This window comes from Oceanisphaera avium, assembly GCF_002157875.1.
GTDB lineage: Bacteria > Pseudomonadota > Gammaproteobacteria > Enterobacterales > Aeromonadaceae > Oceanimonas > Oceanimonas avium.
In genome coordinates this window covers 2,189,830-2,212,500 of the sequence record NZ_CP021376.1, presented here as the reverse complement: position 1 = coordinate 2,212,500, position 22,671 = coordinate 2,189,830, and the positions used below count along the sequence as shown (strand labels likewise).

Annotated in this window: 18 protein-coding genes, 1 tRNA gene and 3 rRNA genes (1 of these 22 only partly in view); 16 read left to right on the top strand and 6 right to left on the bottom strand. The window is 48.1% G+C overall.

The genetic code is table 11. The annotated features are described in order from the left end of the window. The 7 genes from CBP12_RS10155 to CBP12_RS10125 form a co-directional block, all read left to right on the top strand. Window positions 1-1,888: ribosomal RNA gene (locus CBP12_RS10155) — 23S ribosomal RNA — on the top strand; it begins 1,005 nt to the left of the window's first position. An 86-nt stretch (window positions 1,889-1,974) separates the two neighbouring features. After that, a 5S ribosomal RNA gene (rrf, locus tag CBP12_RS10150) occupies window positions 1,975-2,089 on the top strand. A gap of 10 nt (window positions 2,090-2,099) precedes the next feature. Beyond that, window positions 2,100-2,175 (top strand) — tRNA-Thr (locus CBP12_RS10145). Between the two features lie 14 nt (window positions 2,176-2,189). Next, a 5S ribosomal RNA gene (gene rrf, locus CBP12_RS10140) occupies window positions 2,190-2,304 on the top strand. 430 nt (window positions 2,305-2,734) lie between these two features. Then, window positions 2,735-4,156: a cytochrome c oxidase accessory protein CcoG gene (ccoG, locus tag CBP12_RS10135; protein WP_086964324.1), complete on the top strand. Its 1,422-nt coding sequence runs from the start codon at window positions 2,735-2,737 to the stop codon at window positions 4,154-4,156. A 69-nt stretch (window positions 4,157-4,225) separates the two neighbouring features. Beyond that, window positions 4,226-5,194 carry a serine/threonine protein kinase gene (locus CBP12_RS10130; RefSeq protein ID WP_086964323.1) on the top strand — a complete coding sequence of 323 codons (969 nt, stop codon included), beginning with the start codon at window positions 4,226-4,228 and terminating at the stop codon, window positions 5,192-5,194. 40 nt (window positions 5,195-5,234) lie between these two features. Beyond that, entirely contained in the window at window positions 5,235-5,837 is a 603-nt protein-coding gene (locus tag CBP12_RS10125; protein ID WP_086964322.1) for a thiol:disulfide interchange protein DsbA/DsbL, read from the top strand. A 50-nt stretch (window positions 5,838-5,887) separates the two neighbouring features. Here the strand turns inward: CBP12_RS10125 and CBP12_RS10120 are convergent, their stop codons facing one another. Further along, window positions 5,888-7,399 (bottom strand): YifB family Mg chelatase-like AAA ATPase, encoded by a 1,512-nt coding sequence (locus CBP12_RS10120; RefSeq protein ID WP_086964321.1) that lies wholly within the window; start codon window positions 7,397-7,399, stop codon window positions 5,888-5,890. A 379-nt stretch (window positions 7,400-7,778) separates the two neighbouring features. Between CBP12_RS10120 and ilvG the strand changes: the two genes are divergently transcribed. The 7 genes from ilvG (at window position 7,779) to CBP12_RS10090 (ending at window position 15,180) form a co-directional block, all read left to right on the top strand. After that, window positions 7,779-9,443, top strand: a complete 1,665-nt coding sequence (gene ilvG / locus CBP12_RS10115; protein WP_086964320.1) for an acetolactate synthase 2 catalytic subunit — start codon at window positions 7,779-7,781, stop codon at window positions 9,441-9,443. Further along, window positions 9,440-9,694, top strand: a complete 255-nt coding sequence (gene ilvM, locus CBP12_RS10110) for an acetolactate synthase 2 small subunit (protein WP_086964319.1) — start codon at window positions 9,440-9,442, stop codon at window positions 9,692-9,694. Before ilvG ends, ilvM begins: the two co-directional genes overlap by 4 nt. A 170-nt stretch (window positions 9,695-9,864) precedes the next feature. Beyond that, window positions 9,865-11,715, top strand: coding sequence for a dihydroxy-acid dehydratase (gene ilvD / locus CBP12_RS10105; RefSeq protein WP_086964318.1), 1,851 nt, complete (start codon window positions 9,865-9,867; stop codon window positions 11,713-11,715). Window positions 11,716-11,749: 34 nt separating this feature from the next. Continuing rightward, the gene (ilvA, locus tag CBP12_RS10100) at window positions 11,750-13,270 is read left to right on the top strand and encodes a threonine ammonia-lyase, biosynthetic (RefSeq protein ID WP_086965524.1); all 1,521 of its coding nucleotides are present in this window, start codon (window positions 11,750-11,752) and stop codon (window positions 13,268-13,270) included. Between the two features lie 202 nt (window positions 13,271-13,472). Beyond that, window positions 13,473-14,024: an urea transporter gene (locus CBP12_RS10095; RefSeq protein ID WP_232455054.1), complete on the top strand. Its 552-nt coding sequence runs from the start codon at window positions 13,473-13,475 to the stop codon at window positions 14,022-14,024. Continuing rightward, window positions 14,003-14,317: an urea transporter gene (locus CBP12_RS13760; protein WP_232455053.1), complete on the top strand. Its 315-nt coding sequence runs from the start codon at window positions 14,003-14,005 to the stop codon at window positions 14,315-14,317. The genes CBP12_RS10095 and CBP12_RS13760 overlap by 22 nt, the downstream gene beginning before the upstream one ends. Continuing rightward, window positions 14,314-15,180 (top strand): NAD(P)-dependent oxidoreductase, encoded by an 867-nt coding sequence (locus CBP12_RS10090; protein WP_086964317.1) that lies wholly within the window; start codon window positions 14,314-14,316, stop codon window positions 15,178-15,180. Before CBP12_RS13760 ends, CBP12_RS10090 begins: the two co-directional genes overlap by 4 nt. A 61-nt stretch (window positions 15,181-15,241) precedes the next feature. On the opposite strand, the gene CBP12_RS10085 is transcribed toward CBP12_RS10090, so the two are convergent. Genes CBP12_RS10085 through hemC form a run of 4 tightly spaced genes read right to left on the bottom strand, consistent with a single transcriptional unit; the run spans window position 15,242 to window position 19,442 of the window. Next, complete coding sequence (locus CBP12_RS10085; RefSeq protein ID WP_086964316.1) at window positions 15,242-16,504, bottom strand: heme biosynthesis HemY N-terminal domain-containing protein; 1,263 nt, start codon at window positions 16,502-16,504, stop codon at window positions 15,242-15,244. 10 nt (window positions 16,505-16,514) lie between these two features. Next, complete coding sequence (locus tag CBP12_RS10080) at window positions 16,515-17,774, bottom strand: uroporphyrinogen-III C-methyltransferase (RefSeq protein WP_086964315.1); 1,260 nt, start codon at window positions 17,772-17,774, stop codon at window positions 16,515-16,517. Beyond that, window positions 17,764-18,516, bottom strand: a complete 753-nt coding sequence (locus tag CBP12_RS10075; protein WP_086964314.1) for a uroporphyrinogen-III synthase — start codon at window positions 18,514-18,516, stop codon at window positions 17,764-17,766. The genes CBP12_RS10080 and CBP12_RS10075 overlap by 11 nt, the downstream gene beginning before the upstream one ends. Beyond that, a complete protein-coding gene (gene hemC / locus CBP12_RS10070; RefSeq protein WP_086964313.1) occupies window positions 18,513-19,442 on the bottom strand; it encodes a hydroxymethylbilane synthase in 930 nt (309 codons plus the stop codon). Before hemC ends, CBP12_RS10075 begins: the two co-directional genes overlap by 4 nt. A gap of 196 nt (window positions 19,443-19,638) precedes the next feature. On the opposite strand from hemC, the gene CBP12_RS10065 reads away from it, so the two are divergent. Further along, on the top strand, window positions 19,639-22,140 hold the full coding sequence (locus CBP12_RS10065) for a class I adenylate cyclase (protein ID WP_232455052.1): 2,502 nt from the start codon (window positions 19,639-19,641) through the stop codon (window positions 22,138-22,140). A 24-nt stretch (window positions 22,141-22,164) separates the two neighbouring features. Here CBP12_RS10065 and cyaY read toward each other — a convergent pair whose 3' ends face one another. Continuing rightward, entirely contained in the window at window positions 22,165-22,476 is a 312-nt protein-coding gene (gene cyaY / locus CBP12_RS10060; protein ID WP_086964311.1) for an iron donor protein CyaY, read from the bottom strand. Here cyaY and lptM point away from each other — a divergent pair. Further along, window positions 22,429-22,671 carry an LPS translocon maturation chaperone LptM gene (lptM, locus tag CBP12_RS13910; RefSeq protein WP_408634958.1) on the top strand — a complete coding sequence of 81 codons (243 nt, stop codon included), beginning with the start codon at window positions 22,429-22,431 and terminating at the stop codon, window positions 22,669-22,671. The genes cyaY and lptM overlap by 48 nt on opposite strands.

Sequence of the window (22,671 nt, the reverse complement as noted above, 5' to 3'; positions counted from 1 at the left end):
GTTAAGTGGGAAACGAAGTGGGAAGGCTCAGACAGCCAGGATGTTGGCTTAGAAGCAGCCATCATTTAAAGAAAGCGTAATAGCTCACTGGTCGAGTCGGCCTGCGCGGAAGATGTAACGGGGCTAAACTATGCACCGAAGCCGCGGATGCACTCTTAATTGAGTGCGTGGTAGGGGAGCGTTCTGTAAGTCTGCGAAGGTGTGTTGTGAAGCATGCTGGAGATATCAGAAGTGCGAATGCTGACATGAGTAACGATAATGGGGGTGAAAAACCTCCACGCCAAAAGACCAAGGGTTCCTGTCCAACGTTAATCGGGGCAGGGTGAGTCGACCCCTAAGGCGAGGCCGAAAGGCGTAGTCGATGGGAAACGGGTTAATATTCCCGTACTGACGTGTACTGCGATGGGGGGACGGAGAAGGCTAAATGGGCCAGGCGTTGGTTGTCCTGGTGAAAGGGTGTAGGCAGGGTGTTTAGGTAAATCCGGACGCTCAATGCTGAGGCCTGAGACGAAATCACTACGGTGGTGAAGTCATTGATGCCCTGCTTCCAGGAAAAGCCTCTAAGCTTCAGGTACACGTGAATCGTACCCCAAACCGACACAGGTGGTCGGGTAGAGAATACTAAGGCGCTTGAGAGAACTCGGGTGAAGGAACTAGGCAAAATAGTACCGTAACTTCGGGAGAAGGTACGCTGAGGCATGTGAAATCCCTTGCGGATGGAGCGTGACTCAGCCGCAGTGACCAGGTGGCTGGAACTGTTTATCAAAAACACAGCACTGTGCAAACTCGTAAGAGGACGTATACGGTGTGACACCTGCCCGGTGCTGGAAGGTTAAATGATGGGGTTAGCCTTCGGGTGAAGCTCTTGATTGAAGCCCCAGTAAACGGCGGCCGTAACTATAACGGTCCTAAGGTAGCGAAATTCCTTGTCGGGTAAGTTCCGACCTGCACGAATGGTGTAATCATGGCCACGCTGTCTCCACCCGAGACTCAGTGAAATTGAATTTGCGGTGAAGATGCCGTATACCCGCGGCTAGACGGAAAGACCCCGTGAACCTTTACTATAGCTTGGCACTGAACATTGGCCCTACATGTGTAGGATAGGTGGGAGGCTGTGAAGCGGTGACGCCAGTCGCCGTGGAGCCATCCTTGAAATACCACCCTTGTATGTCTGATGTTCTAACGTAGGCCCCTTATCGGGGTTGCGGACAGTGCCTGGTGGGTAGTTTGACTGGGGCGGTCTCCTCCTAAAGAGTAACGGAGGAGCACGAAGGTTGGCTAAGTACGGTCGGACATCGTACGGTTAGTGCAATGGCATAAGCCAGCTTAACTGCGAGACGGACAGGTCGAGCAGATACGAAAGTAGGTCATAGTGATCCGGTGGTTCTGTATGGAAGGGCCATCGCTCAACGGATAAAAGGTACTCCGGGGATAACAGGCTGATACCGCCCAAGAGTTCATATCGACGGCGGTGTTTGGCACCTCGATGTCGGCTCATCACATCCTGGGGCTGAAGTCGGTCCCAAGGGTATGGCTGTTCGCCATTTAAAGTGGTACGCGAGCTGGGTTCAGAACGTCGTGAGACAGTTCGGTCCCTATCTGCCGTGGGCGTTGGATGATTGAGAGGAGCTGCTCCTAGTACGAGAGGACCGGAGTGGACGAACCCCTGGTGTTCGGGTTGTATCGCCAGATGCATTGCCCGGTAGCTACGTTCGGAATCGATAACCGCTGAAAGCATCTAAGCGGGAAGCGAGCCTCAAGATGAGTCATCCCTAGGGCTATACGCCCTCTGAAGGGCCGTTGGAGACGACAACGTTGATAGGTTGGGTGTGTAAGCGCTGCGAGGCGTTGAGCTAACCAATACTAATGACCCGTGCGGCTTAACCATACAACACCCAAGAAGTGTGAGACCTTGCGTCACAAGGCTACTTAAGATTATTTCAGATACATCAGTCTTCCAGATTACAATTTATGCCTGGCGGCCATAGCGCTGTGGAACCACCTGACTCCATGCCGAACTCAGTAGTGAAACGCAGCCGCGCCGATGATAGTGTGGCAGATGCCATGTGAAAGTAGGTCACTGCCAGGCGCCAAATTTAGCTGATATAGCTCAGTTGGTAGAGCGCACCCTTGGTAAGGGTGAGGTCCCCAGTTCGAATCCGGGTATCAGCACCAGTTTTAAAGTTTTGTTTGATTGCCATAGCGTTGTGGAACCACCTGATCCCTTGCCGAACTCAGAAGTGAAACGCACCCGCGCCGATGATAGTGTGGCAGCTGCCATGTGAAAGTAGGTCACAATCAAACACCTATTTAAAAAGCCCCGCTCATTGAGCGGGGCTTTTTGCTGTGTTTTAAATAATTTTTATGACTATTAAGCAAGACTTGTTGAATACGTTAAATTTATCGCCAAGGCGATAACCTAGTTCATGACTAAAAAGTAAATAAGTCTGATAGCCGTCATGGTCTTTAAACAGCACAATGCCTATGATGGCGTAAGCTACGGCTGAGAGGTACGTTTGAGGGGACAAAGAGTGATCAAGATCACCTTTTTCTTATATGCTTTACTGCAGAATATGCCATAACTCGTATTTTATCTGCATGTTAATTATTAAACATTATTGATTAACATTCTACAGCTAGCAATCAACAATTCATAACAAAATCTAATCAATGATTTCTATCTTGTTAAGCAGATAATCTGGTCATAAGCAGTCAGAATAACAATGTGAGCAAAATGAAAGATAACCAAACACAGATAGAAATAAAAGATGTTACTCCGGCGGTGCGTTCGCATCGCCCCACCGATGACGGCCATATTTATGTACGTGCGCAAAGCGGTAAATGGCAGCGTTTACGTAAGTATCTAGGCTGGGTATTAATGCTAATTTTTGTAGCCGGCCCATGGATGACATGGAATGGGCGACAAGCACTGCTATTCGACGTGGAGCAGCAGCGCTTTCAGATCTTTGCTGCCACCATATGGCCACAAGATCTTACGCTGCTTGCGTTGTTACTAATGATATCTGCCGTGGCTTTATTCTTTGTCACCACTTTCTTAGGGCGAGTTTGGTGTGGCTATGTGTGCCCGCAAACTGTATGGACTTTTATTTTTATTTGGTTCGAAGAAAAGCTAGAAGGGACGGCGAATAAACGTCGAGTACTTGATAAGTCACCTTGGAATTTCAATAAAATTTGGCGAAAAACGGCTAAACATATTGCTTGGCTTGCGGTCTCCTTGTTAACGGGCTTTACCTTTATCGCCTATTTTGTGCCTGCAAAAGAATTGGCGTGGGAATTACTGACATTCTCTACCAGCTTTTGGGTCGGTTTTTGGGTATTGTTTTTTGCTTTTTGTACCTATGGTAATGCCGGCTGGATGCGTACCATTATGTGTACTCATATTTGCCCTTACTCTCGCTTTCAGTCTGCGATGTTTGATAAAGATACCTTTACCGTCAGCTACGATGCGGCTCGTGGTGAAGCTAGAGGACCGCGCCCTCGTAAGGCTGATCCTAAAGAGCTAGGACTTGGAGATTGTATCGATTGCGACTTGTGTGTGCAGGTGTGTCCTGCCGGTATCGATATTCGTGACGGCCTACAGTATGAGTGTATAAACTGTGGTGCCTGTGTCGATGCGTGTGATCAAACCATGGATCGCATGGGCTATGAACCCGGTCTCATTAGCTATACCACTGAGCACAAGCTGCAACATGGTGTGACGCATGTGGCCCGACCTAAGCTAATCGGCTATGGCATAGTTATTACCGTAATGACGGCAATATTTTTATATATGGCTTCTCATATTATGCCGATGGGCATAGAAATTATTCGTGACCGCAACCAGCTCTACCGTGAAACTAATGAAGGCTTGGTTGAAAACGCCTATACCATGAAGATTATGAATAAGACGCTAGACCCTGCCGTGTATCGGTTATCGGTAGAAGGGTTAGAGGATGTTGAGTGGCTAGGTCCACAAGAGGTCAGTGTTCGTGGTGGTGAGATTTTAAGCTTGCCAATAAGCTTATCAACAGATCCTTACTTACTGTCTTCACCGGTAACGGATATTACGTTTGTACTGGTCAATACCGAGCTAGGAGCCGACGATGATAAGGCAACACTGCGTAATAAGAGTAAGTTCTTTAGTTCCTTTAACTGATAAACTGAACTAACACATAACTAATATCCCAGACCGTGGCTTAGGCTGCGGTCTTTTATTTGGAGTCTTATGGATTATTACGCACTGACGCCGGACGTTATAATAGATGCCATGATGAGCATAGACTTACATGTCGACTCAGGTTTAATGGCACTAAATAGTTATGAGAACCGAGTCTATCGCTTTAAGAGCGAACAAGAGGGCGCGTTTGTTGCTAAGTTTTATCGCCCCGGCCGCTGGAGCCAAGCACAAATTCAAGAAGAGCATGATTTTCTTTTTGCGCTGGCTAAAGGCAAGGTACGAGTGGCGTTGCCTTTAGTTCGCGAGCAGCAAAGTGTGTTTTCTTTTAATGGTATTTGGTTTGCGGTGTGGCCGGCGGTCGCCGCTCGCCAATTTGAGACGGATAACTTAGATCAGCTAGCGGCGTTAGGTGAGCAGTTAGGGCGTTTACATAACGTGGGTGAGCAATTTAGCTTAGTAGCGCGAGCCTCACAGAGTGTGTCAGATAAGCTGGCAGTAGCGCGTGAGGTGTTAATGACGAAAGCGGCGATCCCTGCTAAGTTAAAAGACGCTTTTTTTACCCAGCTAGATGCATTAATAGCGCGAACATGCGACTTGTATGTCGTTAACAACACTATCACCTTACACGGCGATTGCCATGCCAGTAATATTCTCTGGCAAGATGGTCCTTATTTATTAGACTTTGATGACTGTGCTCAGGGCCCTGCTGTACAAGATATGTGGCTAATGCTTAGTGGCTCTCGCCAAGAGCAACTTTTGCAATTAGATACGCTGCTAGATGGCTATGAGCAAGAGCGCGAGTTTGATCGTCGTGAATTGGCCTTGATTGAGCCACTGCGCGCCATACGTATTATTAATTATATGGCGTGGTTAACCGCCCGTTGGCTCGATCCGGCTTTTCCTGCTAATTTCCCTTGGTTTAATACGCCAGACTACTGGCAGCAACAACTTGGTGTGCTGCAAGAACAACTACAGCAATTGAATGCACCGCCATTGTCCTTGACCTCTTGGGGCTAATTACTTAACTTAAATCGCCTTATATAAACTGGAATTGACTATGAAAAAGTACATATTTATTTTGTTCTCTCTGGTGTTATCCTCGGTGCAAGCAGCCCAATTTGAAGAAGGGGTGGAATATAAAGTCGTACAGGGCGTAGCTAGCAATGAGCCAATAGTTGTGGAATTTTTTTCTTATGTTTGTCCGCATTGCTATACCTTTGAGCCCATGTTGGAAAAGCTAGAAGCGCGCCTTCCAGATATGCAATTGAAGAAAACACCGGTAGCATTTTTAGGTGGTGAAATGGGTCCTATATTACAGCGAGCCTATGCTGCGGCAGTGCTGTTAAAAGTAGAAGATACTATGTCGCCTGTGCTATTTGACGCCATGATAAAGGCGAAGAAAAAGCCCAGCAATATGGCAGACATTAAAGCCTTATTCATAGCGAATGATGTATCAGAAAAGAAATTTGATAGTGTCATTAATAGCTTCATGCTTAATGGCATGATCAGCCAGTACGATAAGGCCACCGAGCGCTTTGATGTACACGGTACGCCTAGCGTTATCGTAAAAAATAAATATGAACTCGATATGGGGGAAGTAGGCTCAGAAGAGCGTTTTTATCAAATTGTTGAGTACTTGCTTACTAAAGACGAGTCCTAGGCTCGCAAGCTAATTATAATAGAGCAGACGAGGTTAAGCGTCTGCTCTGGTTAAAACTGTAATTGTGCTATTAATTTATCCATCGCTCGATAACCCAGCGCTTCAATTAAATGCACTCGCTTGATGTCAGCAGATTGCTCTAAGTCAGCGATAGTACGCGCTACACGAATTAATTTATGCCAAGCTCGAATCGATAATTTCATGCTATGCAGCGCTTGCTCTAAAAACTGGGCATCTCCTTGAGTGAGTGGGCAAAATCGCTCTAGCTCCGCCGCACTGAGTCTGGCATTCGTTTTCCCGGCCCGGCTGAGTTGCAACGCTCGCGCAGCTAATACGCGCTTTTTTATAATAGAGGAAGTCTCAGTTGCCGGCCGAGGCCGGCTTAACTCTCCTGGTGGCAGTAGCGCCACTTCTACCGATAAATCGAACCTATCTAAAAATGGCCCAGATATTTTATTAAGGTAGCGCAAAATTTGCTCCGGAGAGCTGCGACTATAGCCTTCTTGATAATGACCACAGGGGCTGGGATTCATGGCGGCAATAAGCTGAAAGCAGGCCGGAAAGGTGACACTGCGTGCAGCGCGAGCGATAGAAATAACATGTGTTTCAAGGGGTTCGCGCAAGGCATCTAATACGCGGCGCTCAAATTCGGTAAGCTCATCTAAAAACAATATGCCGTTGTGAGCCAGTGAAATTTCTCCTGGGCGCGGTATGCTACCGCCCCCCACCAGAGCCACTGCAGAAGAGGAGTGATGGGGTTGGCGAAATGCGCGCAACCGCCAGCTTTTCGGGTTTAGCTCCACACCACTAATAGAACGAATGGCGGCAATTTCTAAGGCTTCTGTTTCGCTCATGGCGGGTAATAAACCCGGCAAGCGACTAGCAAGCATGCTTTTTCCGGTGCCGGGCGGGCCAAGAAATAATAAATTATGCTGTCCGGCGGCAGCAATTTCTAACGCACGCTTAGCGCCTGCTTGGCCTATCACCTCACATAAGTCTTTATCTTCTTGGCAGTCTTGCTCACTCATACCGGTAGGAGTTATAAGCTCGGCTTCATGATGTAACCAAGCGGTAATATCCAGTAGATGTTTAGCAAGTCTTGCGGGACTAGGTTGTATCAACCCTGCTTCATTGGCATTATCTAGTGGCAGAATAAGAGCCCGCTCACTATCACGGGCTGCGAGCACGGCCGGTAAAGCGCCGTTAATGGCACGTAATTCACCGGTTAATGCCAGCTCCCCTAAAAACTCTAGCTCTTTTAGTCCCTCTATAGGTATTTGCCCCGAGGCGGCTAATATGGCCATGGCAATGGGTAAGTCGAAGCGTCCTCCTTCTTTAGGCAAATCTGCGGGCGCTAAGTTAACAGTGATCCGTCTTGCAGGAAATTCATAGCCTGAGTTGAGGAGGGCGCTACGCACGCGATCGCGAGCTTCTTTCACGCTAGTCTCTGGCAAGCCTACAATATTAAATGCCGGCAAGCCGTTAGCTAAATGGGCTTCCACCGTCACTAAAGGAGCGGTTATTCCTAAACTAGCACGAGCAAAAACCACGGCGAGTGACATCCTAGTCTCCCTAATATTTTGTTTTTGATAATTAAATATTTGTAGTTTTTTTAACTGGCTTTTCCGGTAGCTCAGCGCCGCTTGAATGGCTCTTTTATATAATAAAGTCTTGTTTAGTCTAGTTCATCATGCTAGTTGTATAGGTCTGCTTGAGTAGTTGGTTCTTGCTCAGCCCCCTATTGAGAGATCGGTGACATGAATTTCTTAGTTTACTTCGTCAATATTATTGTGATCCTAGTGGTGATTATTAAATCTCCGCTCGGGGTACTTTGGTCTGACGAAAAATAACTTCACCGACAGACAAAACGTAAAACCCCCGAGCTAAGCTCGGGGGTTTTTTTTTAATTGGCTTTGGTACTAACAGATGGACAGCTCTAACATGAATGGCGCACAGTATATTGTTCAATCCTTAAAACAGCAGGGAGTAAGCCAAATCTTTGGTTACCCCGGTGGCGCTATTATGCCGCTTTATGATGCTCTCTATGATGGCGGCGTCGATCACCTTCTGTGCCGTCATGAGCAGGCTGCTGCGCTGGCAGCAGTAGGCTATGCCAGAGCCAGTGGTCAGGTAGGCGTATGCATGGCCACATCAGGCCCTGGCGCGACTAACCTGATCACCGGTCTGGCCGATGCTATGCTCGACTCCATTCCACTGGTCGCTATTACCGGCCAAGTTCCGATGGCTGCTATTGGCACCGACGCCTTCCAAGAAGTCGATGTATTGGGTATGTCGCTATCTTGTACTAAGCATTCTTATCTTGTAGAAAACGTAGAAGATCTAGGTGCCATTATTGCCGAAGCCTTTGAAGTGGCGCGTTCAGGGCGCCCAGGACCTGTGCTAATTGATGTGCCCAAAAATATTCAAGTCGCCTTAGTTGAGCCTAAAACGACGCCGGTTTTTAATACCGAACCTCATCCTGTGAATAGCGAGGCGCTTAGCCAAGCGAAGCAGTTATTAGCCGCCGCTAAACAGCCGGTTTTATATGTAGGCGGGGGTGTGGGAATGGCGAATGCGGTAGAGGAATTACGCGAATTCGCTCGCCAAACGGGTATCCCTATGGTGACCACCCTCAAAGGAATTGGCACTCTTGATCCCCACGATGAATTATTTTTAGGTATGTTGGGCATGCACGGAACAAAAGCTGCCAATATAGCCGTTCAGCAGAGTGATCTGCTGTTAGTGGTGGGTGCACGTTTTGATGACAGGGTGACCGGTAAACTCGACTCATTTGCGGTAAATGCCAAAATTATTCACCTTGATAAAGATGCCTCCGAGTTTGGGAAGGTGCGCCACGCCCAAGTCAGTATAAATACTGAGCTAAGCACAGTGCTTCCTTTACTGGCTAGTGATAAAATAACCGGCAATCGCTTGGCCATTGATGACTGGCGCGAGCATTGCAAACAATTAAAGGCCGATAACCCATGGCGTTATGACCATCCCGGTGACGCCATTTATGCGCCCTTAATGCTGCATCAATTAAGTAATGCCTTGGACGACAGTGCCATGGTGAGCTGCGATGTGGGGCAGCATCAAATGTGGGTGGCGCAACATATGCGCTTTACCAGTCCGCGTAATCACCTAAGCAGCTCAGGCTTAGGGACTATGGGATTTGGCTTGCCCGCTGCTGTTGGCGCTAAGTTAGCACGGCCTCAAGATCAATCGGTGTTAGTGTCGGGCGATGGCTCTTTTATGATGAACGTACAAGAGCTGGGCACCTTAAAGCGCGCGCAGTTACCGGTAAAAATGGTGTTATTGGATAACCAGCGCTTAGGCATGGTACGCCAGTGGCAAGAGCTGTTCTTTGATGGGCGCTATAGCGAAACCATCTTGACCGATAATCCCGACTTTGTGGCGATGGCGGCCGCGTTTAATATTCCAGGTGAAACCATTACCTGTAAAGCAGAAGTAGAGCCTGCCATAGCGCGCATGCTGGCGGCAGATTCCGCTTATTTGTTGCATGTGCGAATTTCTGAGCAAGAAAACGTCTGGCCTTTGGTGCCGCCCGGCGTTGCCAATGACCAGATGATGGAGAAAAAATCATGAACCAATATCAACTACAAGTGATCGCCCAGTTTCGCCCCGAAGTGTTAGAAAGAGTCCTGCGCTTAACTCGCCACCGTGGCTTTCGTATCGAGAAAATGGATATGACTAGTCAAGACAGTGAGCTAGTTATTAATCTTTTAGTAAGCAGTGATCGCGCCGTGATGTTACTGAGCCGCCAATTAGAAAAATTGTTAGATGTCACCTCGGTGCAAGTTCAAGAGTCGTTACAAGCGCTAAAAAAAATAGCGTAAATTAACGCCCTACGCTTTACGTCATCCGCTGTAAGGGAAAAATAAATCGTGGTTTTATTTTTGACTTATGGCGTACAGCGTCAGGCATACCACGATATATTTTATAGATAAGAGATAGGCGCCGCCTTGTGGATGGCGCCTGTATTACTCACCTTGTTAGGAATTTAAGCATGCCAAAGTATCGTTCCGCCACTACTACTCATGGCCGTAATATGGCCGGTGCTCGCGCTCTGTGGCGCGCCACAGGGATGACCGAAGGCGACTTCGGTAAGCCGATTATTGCAGTAGTGAACTCTTTTACGCAATTTGTGCCAGGCCATGTGCATTTAAAAGACATGGGCCAGTTAGTAGCACGTGAGATTGAAGCGGCGGGCGGTGTAGCAAAGGAATTTAATACCATTGCAGTAGATGATGGCATTGCTATGGGTCATGGCGGCATGTTGTATAGTCTCCCTAGTCGCGACTTGATTGCCGACTCGGTGGAATACATGGTGAATGCCCATTGTGCCGATGCCATGGTTTGTATTTCTAACTGCGACAAAATTACTCCCGGCATGTTGATGGCGGCGCTGCGCGTTAATATTCCGGTAATTTTTGTCTCCGGTGGCCCCATGGAAGCGGGTAAAACTAAACTATCTGATCAGCTAATTAAGCTCGATTTAGTGGATGCCATGATCCAAGGTGCTGATCCCACTGTCAGTGACGCCCAAAGTGAAGAAACTGAGCGCAGTGCTTGTCCTACTTGTGGCTCTTGCTCAGGCATGTTTACCGCTAACTCCATGAACTGCTTAACCGAAGCGCTAGGCTTATCACAGCCTGCGAACGGCTCCTTGCTGGCTACGCACGCGGATCGAGAGCAGCTATTTAAGTCTGCCGGTCATCGTATTGTGGAGCTAACTAAGCGCTACTATGAGCAAGACGATGCCTCCGCTTTGCCGCGCAGCATCGCCACTAAAGCCGCTTTTGAAAACGCCATGGTATTAGACGTAGCCATGGGTGGCTCTACTAATACCGTATTGCATCTATTAGCTGCCGCTCATGAAGCGGGCGTTGATTTTACCATGGCTGATATCGATGCCTTATCGCGCAAGGTGCCACAGCTATGTAAGGTGGCGCCTTCTACGCCTAAATACCATATGGAAGATGTGCACCGTGCGGGTGGCGTTATGGCTATTTTAGGTGAGCTGGCTCGCGCCGGTTTGCTGCATACTGAATTGCCCACCATTATGGGCATGACCTTGGCCGAGCAATTAGCCAAATACGATATTATGGTCACCGAAGATGAAGCGGTAAAAACCATGTTCCGTGCAGGTCCTGCAGGCATTCGCACCGTTAAAGCTTTTAGCCAAGACTGTCGCTGGCCCACACTGGACGACGATCGCGCTGAGGGCTGTATTCGCAGTCTTGAGCATGCTTACAGCTTGGAAGGCGGCTTGGCCGTGTTATCGGGCAACATTGCCGTTGACGGCTGTATCGTTAAAACCGCCGGCGTGGCTGATGAAAATTTAGTATTTCGCGGACCCGCGCGTATTTATGAGTGCCAAGACAGTGCCGTGGAAGGCATTTTAGGTGGCGAAGTGAAAGCCGGAGACGTAGTGGTGATCCGCTACGAAGGGCCTAAGGGCGGTCCGGGCATGCAAGAAATGCTTTATCCGACTACCTATTTAAAATCCATGGGTCTTGGCACTCAGTGCGCCTTGATCACCGATGGCCGCTTCTCTGGCGGTACTTCTGGCTTATCTATTGGCCACGTTTCTCCGGAAGCGGCCAATGGCGGCACTATTGGCTTGGTAGAGAATGGCGATATTATCGATATCGATATTCCAGGACGCAGCATAGTGTTAGACGTGTCCGATGCTGAGCTGGCTGCTCGTCGCGCGGCCATGGATGCCAAAGGCGAGCAAGGCTGGAAGCCTATCGACCGCCAGCGGGAAGTGTCTTTTTCTTTACGAGCTTATGCGTCCTTGGCCACCAGCGCCGATAAAGGTGCGGTACGCGATATCAGCAAACTAGGAGGATAAAATGAGCCAATCGGCACTGAAAGAGGCCGCCGCATTGCGCTCTGCGAGCGAATATTTACGCCGTATTTTGTTATCTCCGGTTTATGAGGCGGCCAGAGTGACGCCTTTGACGCCATTAAAGAAAATCTCAGAACGCTTAGGCCATCCGGTATCGCTAAAGCGTGAAGATATGCAGCCTGTGCATTCTTTTAAGCTAAGAGGGGCTTATAACAAGATTGCCCAGTTAAGTACTGAGCAGTTGCAAGCAGGGGTGATTGCCGCCTCTGCGGGCAACCATGCGCAAGGGGTGGCTTTATCTGCGGCTAAGCTGGATATTTCTGCCACCATAGTGATGCCGGTAGTGACGCCCGATATTAAAATTGACTCGGTACGAGGCTTTGGGGCTAAGGTGATCTTGCATGGCAATAACTTCGATGAAGCGTATGCCCACTGTATTAAACTGGCCGAAGAGCAGCATTTAACGCTAATCCCACCTTTTGACGATCCCGACGTCATTGCCGGCCAAGGTACTATTGGTCGAGAGTTACTAGAGCAAGATACCCGCTTAACCCACGTGTTTGTACCTGTGGGTGGTGGTGGTTTGGCAGCGGGCGTGGCGATATATATTAAGCAGCTGTTACCACAAGTTCAGGTGATAGGAGTGGAGGCCGAAGGCTCCGCTTGTCTAAATGCCGCCCTTAAAGCCGGTGAAATTGTCTCGCTAGACCGCGTGAGCACCTTTGCCGATGGCGTGGCCGTTAAGCGCATCGGCACCGAGACCTTTCGACTGTGCCAGCAGTATTTAGATGGCGTGGTGACGGTGACCACCGATGAAATATGTGCCGCCATGAAAGATGTCTTTGAGGATACCCGCGCTATCGCCGAGCCCTCAGGCGCGCTAGCGCTGGCGGGGCTTAAAAAATACAGTCAGGCGGGGGATTATTCTCATGCTCGGATGACGGCTATTTTAAGTGGCGCTAATGTAAACTTTCACTCGCTGCGTTATGTTTCGGAGCGGTGTGAGCTGGGTGAGAAGCGAGAAGGCTTGCTGGCGGTGACTATTCCCGAGCGCAAAGGGGCTTTCTTAGACTTTTGTGAAGTGTTGGGTAATCGCATGGTCACCGAATTTAACTATCGCTATTCCAGTGATGAGAAGGCAGCAGTCTTGGTTTCGGTGCGCTTAAGTGATGGCGATCGTGAGCTAACACAAATCATGATGGAGCTTGAGCAATCCGGTTACGACGTAGCTAATATGACGGATAACGATTTAGCCAAATCTCATGTGCGTTATATGGTGGGGGGCCGCCCGCCTAAGTCCTTGCACGAGCGTTTATATAGCTTTCGCTTCCCCGAGCAGCCTGGCGCCCTAATGCGCTTCTTAAATACCTTAGGAACGCGTTGGAACATCAGTTTGTTCCATTATCGTAACCAAGGAGCAGAATTTGGGCGCGTGCTCTGTGCCTTTGAACTACCGGATGCAGAGTTGGCTTACTTTGAGCAATATTTGCTGGAGCTAGGCTATCGCTGGGATGAGGTTACCGAAGATGCCGCTTATGAGTTTTTCTTAGCTCATTAGCATTAGAACTAGCGCCGAGTACTCGCACTCGGTGCTAGCGTAAAGATAACCGCATTGGCGCTTAAGCTTAAAGCACGCCTATTTTTTACTCGGCGCTATTGCTACAATTTATTAACATTGTATACATTTATTTGTTGCTAAAAGCCGCGCTTCCTGCTTTAATTCTGCTCGTTTCTCAACTTTTCTTCAGGGTTTACACGTCATGGCTCTGTTGTCTGCATTACTGGCTGCAATCAGTCAGATCTACTTTGTTAGTCGTCCGTTAGCTGGTTTATTAATTACCGTTGGTGTGTTGTGGGCCGCGCCTTTTATGGGCCTTGCCATGTTAGTGGGCGCCTTTACTGGCGTACTCATTGCGCAAGCCCTTAAATTTAATCCTACTTTACAAGCCGAAGGGTGTTATGGCTTTAACGGGGCCTTAATTGGCTTAGCGTTAGCACTATTTGCTCCTATTGGGCCTTGGGTATTAATCGCTTCTTGTATTCTGGGCGGCTTTTCTTGCTTAATCTATGCGCTATGGAATAAGTACATTAAGATCCCCTGTTACACCTTACCCTTTAACTTGTTAATTTTACCCTGGTTATATTGGAACGGGCAGCGCCTAGCCGACGAAGTACCTAATAATTATGAATTTTCATTGTCGGCCATTGGCCAAGTGATTTTCTTACCCGATACCGTGCCAGCAGCCTTAGTCTGTGCGGCTTTATTATTGGCGGGTATTGGTATGTTAGGTTGGGCCTTTGTGGGGGCGTAGTGGCCAGTGGCACGGCGGGATTTTTATTGGTTAATCCCGATTATATCGACTTCGGTTTAACCGGTTATAACGGTGTGCTAGCGGCTATCGCTATGTTTTGGCATCAGTTTAAACCCAACTGGAGCATAGCTGCTGCTATTATTGCCGGTCTAATGACCGCCTTTATGTTGAAAGCAGGCCTGCCTATGCTCACCATGCCCTTTGTGTTGGCCTGTTGGCTGTGTTTAGGTGCGCGTCATATTTTTTGCCATTATCAGCATAAATTTATGCCAAATAAGGAGCATTTATCATGAAGTTAGGATTTATTGGCATAGGTCTTATGGGGAATCCCATGACTCAGCGCCTATTACAGGCAGGCTTTTCAGTGACGGTGTGGAATCGTAGTGTCGATAAGCTCGGCGATGTGCAAGCTGCAGGTGCGACGGTGGCTAGCAGCATTAAAGAGTTAGTAGCCGGCGTTGATATTATTTTACTGTGTGTGGCCAATACCGAGGTGGTAGAAACCGTGGTGTTTGGTGAAGGAGGCATAGTAGAGTCGGGTCGTAGTGACCAGCTATTAGTGGATTTTTCCAGCTCAGATCCCAGTGCTACCCGTGATTTTGCCGCTAAATTAAAAGCCGCGTGTGGAATGAATTGGGTCGACTCGCCGGTTTCCGGCGGTGTAGTGGGTGCCGAGCAGGGCACGCTGGCCATTATGTGTGGCGGTGACGCCGATGATGTGGCACGTATTCAGCCTATTTTAGCGCCGCTGTCACAGCGCGCTACCCACATGGGCCCCATTGGCGCTGGCCAAGTCACTAAAGTCTGCAACCAAATGATTGTGGGCTGTAATTTAATGGTGCTGGCCGAGATGATGGCTTTAGCTAAGTCTTGCGGTGTGGCGGCAGATAAAATACCTGAAGCTTTAGCCGGCGGCTTTGCCGACTCTAAGCCAATGCAGATCACCGGTCCTCTCATGGCCGATGAGTCTGACCCTGATCCTAAGTGGCATGTGCGCACCTTGCTAAAAGACTTAGACATGGCGGTAAGCCAAAGCAAACAGCAGGGCACAGCAGTCCCTATGTCTGGATTGGCCGCCCAGCTAATGCGCCAACATGGCAGCAAGGGGTTCTTAGAGCGCGATCCCGCCACTTTAATTAAGCTTTATAAAAACTAAACCGCTTTTAAAAGATAAAAAAAGGAGCTTTTAGGCTCCTTTTTTATTATTACTGCGCTGGTTAGGCATCTTGCGCCGCTATCTTTTTAGCGGTGGCTTCTTCATTACTGATAACTTCAACCTCTGGGGTCTCGACTAACGGAACCACAGCACTTCCTAAGCCTAAGCTTTGGCGATAATACTCATTGGCTTGTGCACTATCTTGGCGCTGCTCAGCTAAGCCAGCTAACAAGATATAATCTGTCGGCGTAGCTTGCTGGCTAACTGCTAACAATAAATGCTGCTCGGCTAGCTCTGGCTTATTATCTTTTAAATATAATTGACCTAACACCGAGTGTAATGGCGCAGAAGCATGTTTTTTAGCGCGTTTTTCTAAGCTAACCAGTAGCGGATGGTAATCGCTAAGTTCAAGCTTAGTTAGACACAATAAAATACGAGGATCTGCGTCTTTATCTATGCCCTCTAATAATAAACGGCGTGCTTCTTGATGGGCTCCCAGCGTAATAAGGCGCTCACATAAAGGTACTAACACCTGAGCTTGATATTTTTCTTTGCGCGGTAAGTCTTGCCACAACGCAATAAGTCCCGCACTGCCTTCATGAGTCGCCACACTTTCAAACCAACCTTCATAGGCTTGCTGTTTAAGCAATGAGTACTCTGGATCCATGAGTAAAGTCTGCTTATTAAGCGCATTTAAGGTGATCATTAGCTCAGGCCATTGTTTGGTCGCTAAATACACATCTTTTTGCAATTTAAGCAGTGCCGTCTGGCTGGCATACTCTTTATTAAGCTGGCGCACTTTTTCCAATGCCAAGTCGTACTGACCTTCTTGGTATTGTAATCGGGCTTGGGTTAAGCCAACGGCTAAGCCAGCATCAGGGTTATGCTGCTGAGCTAAGCGCAAATAGTTATCGCGCTTTTCATCTTGTCCCAGTGCTTGAGCGGCGGTTGCGGCATTTAAGTAATTAAGCAACGCTAATTCATTGCCTTTTGCGCCTTTATAAAGCATTTTTTCAGCAGCCACATAGTCTTCGGCAATCATGGCTTGCATACCGCTTTGGGTATAGTTAAGTGCTTTTTTACGGCGGCGCCCCATAAACCAATGACGAGTTTTATAGCCAATGCCAAAAATTCGCCCCAGTAACCACTCAATAAATAACAGCAATAAATAAAAGACCACCACGGCCACTAAGAACACAGTAGCGGTGGTTTCTATGGTGTAGTTACCAAACGCCAATAACATATAGCCTTGCTGGCCAGTAATATTTGGCCCAATAATGAGGCCAGCGGCTAGGATGGCGATGATAATCGCAAGACGTATCATGGACTTCCCCTTACTGGCCGGTTAACAGGCGTTGTAATCTATCATCCAGTAATTGTTTCAGCTTATCTTGAGCGCTGAATTTTTCTGGATAGTCGACGGTGATTTTTTTACCACTGAGCTGTTTAATTTGCTCCAGCATGGATTGGCGTACACTGTCATCGGCATAGTAGGTAGTGAGCCATTCTTGGGCCTTAGCCAGTGCGCTATCAAAAATCTCTTGCTGATCACGATACACAGCTAATTGAGCTTGTAATAAGGTGCCCTTAAGATTTTCGCTTAAATACCAGTGTTGTTGGGGAGATAACAAGGCTTCTACTTTGCCATCGCGTCGGCGCACGGTAACAAAATTTTCGCTAAAGCTATGCCAGCTCTTTTGTAAGTTTTCTTTCCAATCTTTAACTGAACCCGAGATTTCAAAGTCTGGCTCTTGAGCTTCTTCCATAATCACTTTATCCAGTGTTAGCTTCTCAACTTGCTCGCTAACGCTGTTTAGCTTAATGGCCATGCCGTCACGGTCTACGTTGGGCAGCGCTTTAATGGCGGCTATGTCGTCAGCCAGAGCACGACGAATTGGCGTAAGGCTAGGATCATTAACCGCAGCTAAGCGCTCATCGGCATTAGCCAACATCATGGCGGCAGACTTACCATCTTGCTCTAGCCACAATTTGCGACCGGCCATGCGTACCAAGTATTCAGCCTCTGCCAGCATCCAATCGTTAGGGCGCTTGGTGTCCAGATCCAGCACTTTACGCGACACACCAGAAATTTGCTCGTTCAAGCCTTCTTGCTGACTGGCCACCTTGGCGAGTTGCTTAGCTTGCTTGCTTTCAGCTTCTGCTAGCGCATCGTCAACTTGCTGCTGTTGGCCTTGAATTTTTTGCTCGAGTTGCTTCACTTGTTCAGCTTGGGCTAACGCTTGGTTATGGCCATGCCAATATAAAACGCCGGCCAGCACAATCGCGATAATAATGGCAATGATGGCTAGTATAACGCCGGACTTACCGCCTTTATTATGAGGTGTAGCTGGAGGAGGAGTGTGAGGCGGAACAGGGGGAGGACCAGCAGGCTGTTTGGGCTTGCTTTCAACGTTACTGTCAGGATTTTTGCTGTCAGTTTTAATCTCGGCGCTAGGCGCAGGGGGGACTGTGTTGGCCGTCGCTGAGTCTGCTTTATTATCCGCCGCTATAATGGGGCTCTTGCTGACATCGGCCGGCTTTTGGGCATCGGCACTGGCGTGTCTGCGTTTTTGCTTATCTTTGTTATCTGTCATTGGGTTTCCTCTCATCCAGAGCGGCAATTAGCGCCTGATTGGATGCACCTTCTGCATTTATGATCTGAGTGAAGCCCAGCTCCTTGGCTTCTTCAACTACGCGAATGCTGGGCACAATCAATAAACGGCTTAATAGCCAGTCCTTGGCGCTGGTTTTTGCCAAGTGTGCAATATGGCTTAATAAACCACCACTGGTGATGATAATACTGTCCACACCTTGGCGCTGCCAACTTTTAACTAACTCACCTGTAGGATCGCAGGTATAGCGACGTTGATATACTTCACAATAATCAACCTTAGCGCCTCTACTGGTCAAGGTGGGCGCTATCATATGGCGCCCACCGTCTCCCCGTAAAATAACGACTTTGCGGCCAGCCAGACTCTCTAGGCCAGGGAGCGCTATAATGCCCTCCGAACGCGGGTCATCAGGTACGGCGACGTCAAAAACCCCCACCCCAGCAAAGGCATTACCCGTGGCCTCGCCTACGGCGATATAATGCGCCTTAGGCCAAGATAAGCCGCTATTAGCTAAGGCATTATGCGTAAAATTGACCGCTTGTACGCTGACCGCTATCACATAATCCTCGGCACAAAGACCGGGCAATAATGTGGAGAGCCGGTCCAACTCTCTGCCTGCTTCAAAGCTAAGCAAAGGGCTGGTCACCGGCTGGTGGCCAGCCTCAAGCAATGCCTGTGATAAAACACTGGCTTGCGGCTCGGGGCGTACCACCAAAGGGATCATGACTCTACCACCTCGGCCAATATTTTATCTGCACCGCGCGCAAGCAAGCGTTTAGCCATTTCTGCGCCTAAGGCTTTACCTTCGGTGGCTAAGCCCGTCATTTCTTCATAAATGACTTCGCTGCCATCGGGGCGACCGACTAAGCCACGCAACCACACTTGGTCGCCTTGTAGTTCAGCGTACGCGCCGATCGGCACTTGGCAGCCGCCCATTAAGCCTTGGTTCATGGCGCGTTCCGCTTCTACTCGCAAGCGCGTTTCATAATGATCTAATGGCTTAAGCAAAGCCAGTAGCTCAGCATCATCAACGCGACACTCTATGCCCACAGCACCTTGACCATTAGCTGGTAAGCTGTCTTCTGGGCTCATTAACCCAGCAATGCGATCTTCAAGCTCTAAGCGCTTTAGGCCTGCCGCCGCTAAGATAATGGCGTCGTATTCTCCATCGTCGAGCTTGCGCAGGCGCGTTTGTACGTTACCGCGTAATACTTTTACTTGTAAGTGAGGATAGCGAGCGCGAATTTGGCATTCGCGACGTAAGCTGGCGGTTCCTACCACAGAGCCTGCAGGTAACTGCTCTAAATGAGTGTAGTTATTAGAGACAAAGGCATCACGAGGGTCTTCGCGCTGACAAATTACCGTTAAGCCGAGGCCTTCTGGAAACTCAACCGGCACATCTTTCATTGAATGCACGGCAATATCGGCCCGACCTTCTAACATGGCTTGCTCTAGTTCTTTAATAAAAAGACCTTTGCCGCCAATTTTGGCTAATGGCGTATCTAACAGCACATCGCCTTTAGTGGTCATGGGCACTAGTTCAACTGTGATATGAGGGTGCAGCTGTTCTAGCTGTTCTTTTACATAATGGGCTTGCCACAAGGCTAATAGACTCTTGCGGGTAGCTATGCGTATGGTGCGATTTGCCATTTGAATCTCTTCTAAGTATCCACTAATGGTTCGATATTATCATTCCTGTGCGCTCATTACAGGAGAGAAAGGGACTTAGCCTTTAACTTGCTGCTCTAGGATGCGACATATATTGTTCATCTAAGGCCAAATTGTTACCATGATCACACTTTTGACCCACCTTGGGTTAGTGTCGGTTCAACAAAGGCCTGTACTTTTGCACACGAATTTTGATCAGCTATTAGCAAGAAGTGATCAGTTTAATGAGCAAAAACAAGCTCATGCCCTCGCGGTTATGAGTCGGTATGGCCAGCAAGTTTTTCAACTGTTGCCGGTTTTGCTGCATTATCATCACCCCTTATTGCCTGGCTTTGTGCCGGGCGATGTACCTGCGGGTGTCTGTCACTTCTTACCCAATGCTCGCCAACAAGAGTTTATTGATGACTTATGCCAAGCGGCAAATGGCCATCAAGGTTTAGAATCAGGGGTCAGTGAAATATTTGGTCTTTACGCCATGGGCAGTACCTCTTCAATTGGGCAAAGCCTCGACTCGGATCTGGATGTGTGGGTGTGTTACTCCCATACCTTAGCCGCTGATCGAGTAGCTTGGTTACAGCAAAAATGCTTATTAATTTCCCAGTGGGCTGCGCAGCGCAAAGTTGAACTCAATTTATTTTTAATCCCTGATAATAAATTTCGAGTCGATAATCAGCAGTCGGTTCAAGGAGAAAGTTGTGGCAGTGCGCAGCATCTCTTACTGCTCGATGAATTTTATCGCAGTCACTTAGTGATTGCCGGTAAGCGATTAGTATGGATGTTTGCGCCTAGTCAGCTTGGACCGCGCTACGACAGCTTTGTGGCCGAGCAATTTGCTAGTGGCACACTTAACCATGATGAATGGTTAGACTTAGGGGGCTTTGCCCGCATTCCCGCCGAAGAATATTTTGGCTCGGCCCTGTGGCAGCTTTATAAGAGTATCGACTCACCTTATAAAGCAGTACTAAAAACCATTTTAATGGAAGCTTACTCACACGAGTATCCAGATACCCAGTTGTTATGTCGGCATCTAAAAAGCCAACTGCATCAAGCAAGCACTTTGGATGAACAACACGATCATTACTTGTTGATGTTAGAAAAAGTCACCCATTACTTAATTTCTATTAATGATGAGCAGCGCTTAGACCTAGTGCGGCGCTGCTTTTATTTAAAAGTCTCCCAAGGCCTAGACCTAAGCCAAGCCCGCTTTGCCAAACGGGCTCAGCAAATTGCGCGCTTGATTAAGGAATGGCAGTGGTCTGCGGAAAAGGTCGCTTTACTTAATAATCGTGACTTTTGGAAAGTCGAGCAAGTCAAAGCCGCCTATAAAGAGCTGCTTGAAGCCTTGATGCACAGTTACCGTAATTTAATCCAGTTTGCTCAGCGTAATCGCATTAGTGAGTCTATAAACCCAGAAGATATCGGCATTTTATCGCGCAAGTTATACGCCGCCTTTGAAAATCTACCCGGTAAAATTCAGCTTATTAACTTAAAGATAGCGCCTGACTTATCAGAGCCTAATATTAGCTTGGTACAAGTGCCAGAGGGGCGAGCACACGACGCCGGTTGGTATCTTTATAAGCAAGGTTTGAGTGCGCTTGAGCTCATCGGCCGCCAACCCTTAGAGTACAGTCGCTATGCCAGCAAATTAATGGCCTGGGCACATTTTAATGGCTTATTGACGCCAGAAAGCCAATTACAGCTATTTAACCAAGATACCGACGCTAACTTGCAGCATTTGCAAGAGTTTGCCGGCGACTTAGCACGTTTTTTCCCGGTGCGTACACCCGCGCCGAGCAATTTAGCACTCAGTCGGCCTTGCGAAGTGCGAGAGTTAGGCATTTTCTTAAATTTAGAGCGTGATCCTACGGCGCAGTGGCGCAGTCGAGCCATCGAGTTTACCAGCAAGACCAGTGATCCTTTTAGCTTTGGCCAGCATAGAGAGAACTTGGTGGGCTCTATCGATGTTTTGTATCGCAATTCTTGGGATGAGATCCGCTCCTTACACTTTAGTGGTTCCAGCGCTATTTTAGATGCGCTGACGGCAATTTTAGGCAAGATGCACCAAGGGGCGACGCCGCCGGAAAACGTCGAAGTATTTTGCTATAGCCTTAACTTTCGAAGTCTTATTCGCACTCGAGTGGGTATTTTAATAAAAGAATGCATTGGTCTGCGCTTAACGCGTGGTCAAGATAGTACCATCAAAACTATTCGCTTAGGCCATGAAGAACACGATATCTTCTTTGAGCGCCGGGGTGTGAGTGTGCAAAAACATGAGACGCCTGAGTTTGTCAGCACTGCGTTACCTGCCAGTGCCAGCGCCGATATTTTGCAGCTCGATCAGCAAATGGTTAAAGCGGTGCCCGAAATTGTCGATGTGTATGCCAGTGAAGGCTTAATGCAGTTTTTCTTTGAAGACAGTGGTCGCGATTATAATCTTTATATTTTAGATGAAGCGAACCGGATAGAAGTGTATCGCCAAGTGGCGGGCAGCAAGGATGAGCTTATTCAAAGTATTAATCGCTTCTATGCCGCCAATCAGCAAGGAGTGGGACACAGTCGTTTTGCCCATTTTAACTTGCCACAATATTACGAAATAGTGGAAGAGCAAGGTAAGCAGAAAGTGCTGCCCTTTAAGAGTGCAAAAGAGGGCCGAGAAGATAGCCCGAGCCCCTTAGCTTAATTAACACCACGCCTGCGTAAAGCGTTACAGTGCAAGCGGCGTTTCGCCTTGTAACTTAGCTTGCAAGCTTATCCAGCTCAATAACTCATGACCTTGGCGATTATCAATCCATTGCTCACCTTGTAGTGCAAAGTGGTGGCCGTTTTCACGAGTAGCGAGCCATATTTGGTGCAGAGGCTCTTGGCGATTAATGACAAATTTTACATTGTTTTCAAAGGTCAGCGTCATCACGCCGCCTATGGTCTCGCAGTCAATATCAACACCACTGTCATCGATACGGGCTTCAATATGTTGATAAATGGCGTCAGCCAAGGCATGAAACTCACTGTCTTTCATGATCTGCTTCCTATTGCTTTTGAGAATATGAATGAGATTATAAGAGCCTGGAAACATTTTTACAGTTATCTTATGAACCTACTCAAGTTAACCACATTGCTGGCTTTATGCCTAAGTTTGTCGGCTTGTGGCCTCAAAGGGCCGCTAACTTTGCCACAAACATCAGAAAATCCATCTCACGTTGAGCAGTCGTAA

Bases quoted from the DNA above. Each gene is read 5' to 3' on its own strand.
- ccoG (WP_086964324.1), top strand. From the start codon at position 2,735: ATGAAAGATAACCAAACACAGATAGAAATAAAAGATGTTACTCCGGCG.
- CBP12_RS10130 (WP_086964323.1), top strand. From the start codon at position 4,226: ATGGATTATTACGCACTGACGCCGGACGTTATAATAGATGCCATGATG.
- CBP12_RS10125 (WP_086964322.1), top strand. From the start codon at position 5,235: ATGAAAAAGTACATATTTATTTTGTTCTCTCTGGTGTTATCCTCGGTG.
- CBP12_RS10120 (WP_086964321.1), bottom strand. From the start codon at position 7,399: ATGTCACTCGCCGTGGTTTTTGCTCGTGCTAGTTTAGGAATAACCGCT.
- ilvG (WP_086964320.1), top strand. From the start codon at position 7,779: ATGAATGGCGCACAGTATATTGTTCAATCCTTAAAACAGCAGGGAGTA.
- ilvM (WP_086964319.1), top strand. From the start codon at position 9,440: ATGAACCAATATCAACTACAAGTGATCGCCCAGTTTCGCCCCGAAGTG.
- ilvD (WP_086964318.1), top strand. From the start codon at position 9,865: ATGCCAAAGTATCGTTCCGCCACTACTACTCATGGCCGTAATATGGCC.
- CBP12_RS10095 (WP_232455054.1), top strand. From the start codon at position 13,473: ATGGCTCTGTTGTCTGCATTACTGGCTGCAATCAGTCAGATCTACTTT.
- CBP12_RS10090 (WP_086964317.1), top strand. From the start codon at position 14,314: ATGAAGTTAGGATTTATTGGCATAGGTCTTATGGGGAATCCCATGACT.
- CBP12_RS10085 (WP_086964316.1), bottom strand. From the start codon at position 16,504: ATGATACGTCTTGCGATTATCATCGCCATCCTAGCCGCTGGCCTCATT.
- CBP12_RS10080 (WP_086964315.1), bottom strand. From the start codon at position 17,774: ATGACAGATAACAAAGATAAGCAAAAACGCAGACACGCCAGTGCCGAT.
- CBP12_RS10075 (WP_086964314.1), bottom strand. From the start codon at position 18,516: ATGATCCCTTTGGTGGTACGCCCCGAGCCGCAAGCCAGTGTTTTATCA.
- hemC (WP_086964313.1), bottom strand. From the start codon at position 19,442: ATGGCAAATCGCACCATACGCATAGCTACCCGCAAGAGTCTATTAGCC.
- lptM (WP_408634958.1), top strand. From the start codon at position 22,429: ATGTTGATAAATGGCGTCAGCCAAGGCATGAAACTCACTGTCTTTCAT.
- cyaY (WP_086964311.1), bottom strand. From the start codon at position 22,476: ATGAAAGACAGTGAGTTTCATGCCTTGGCTGACGCCATTTATCAACAT.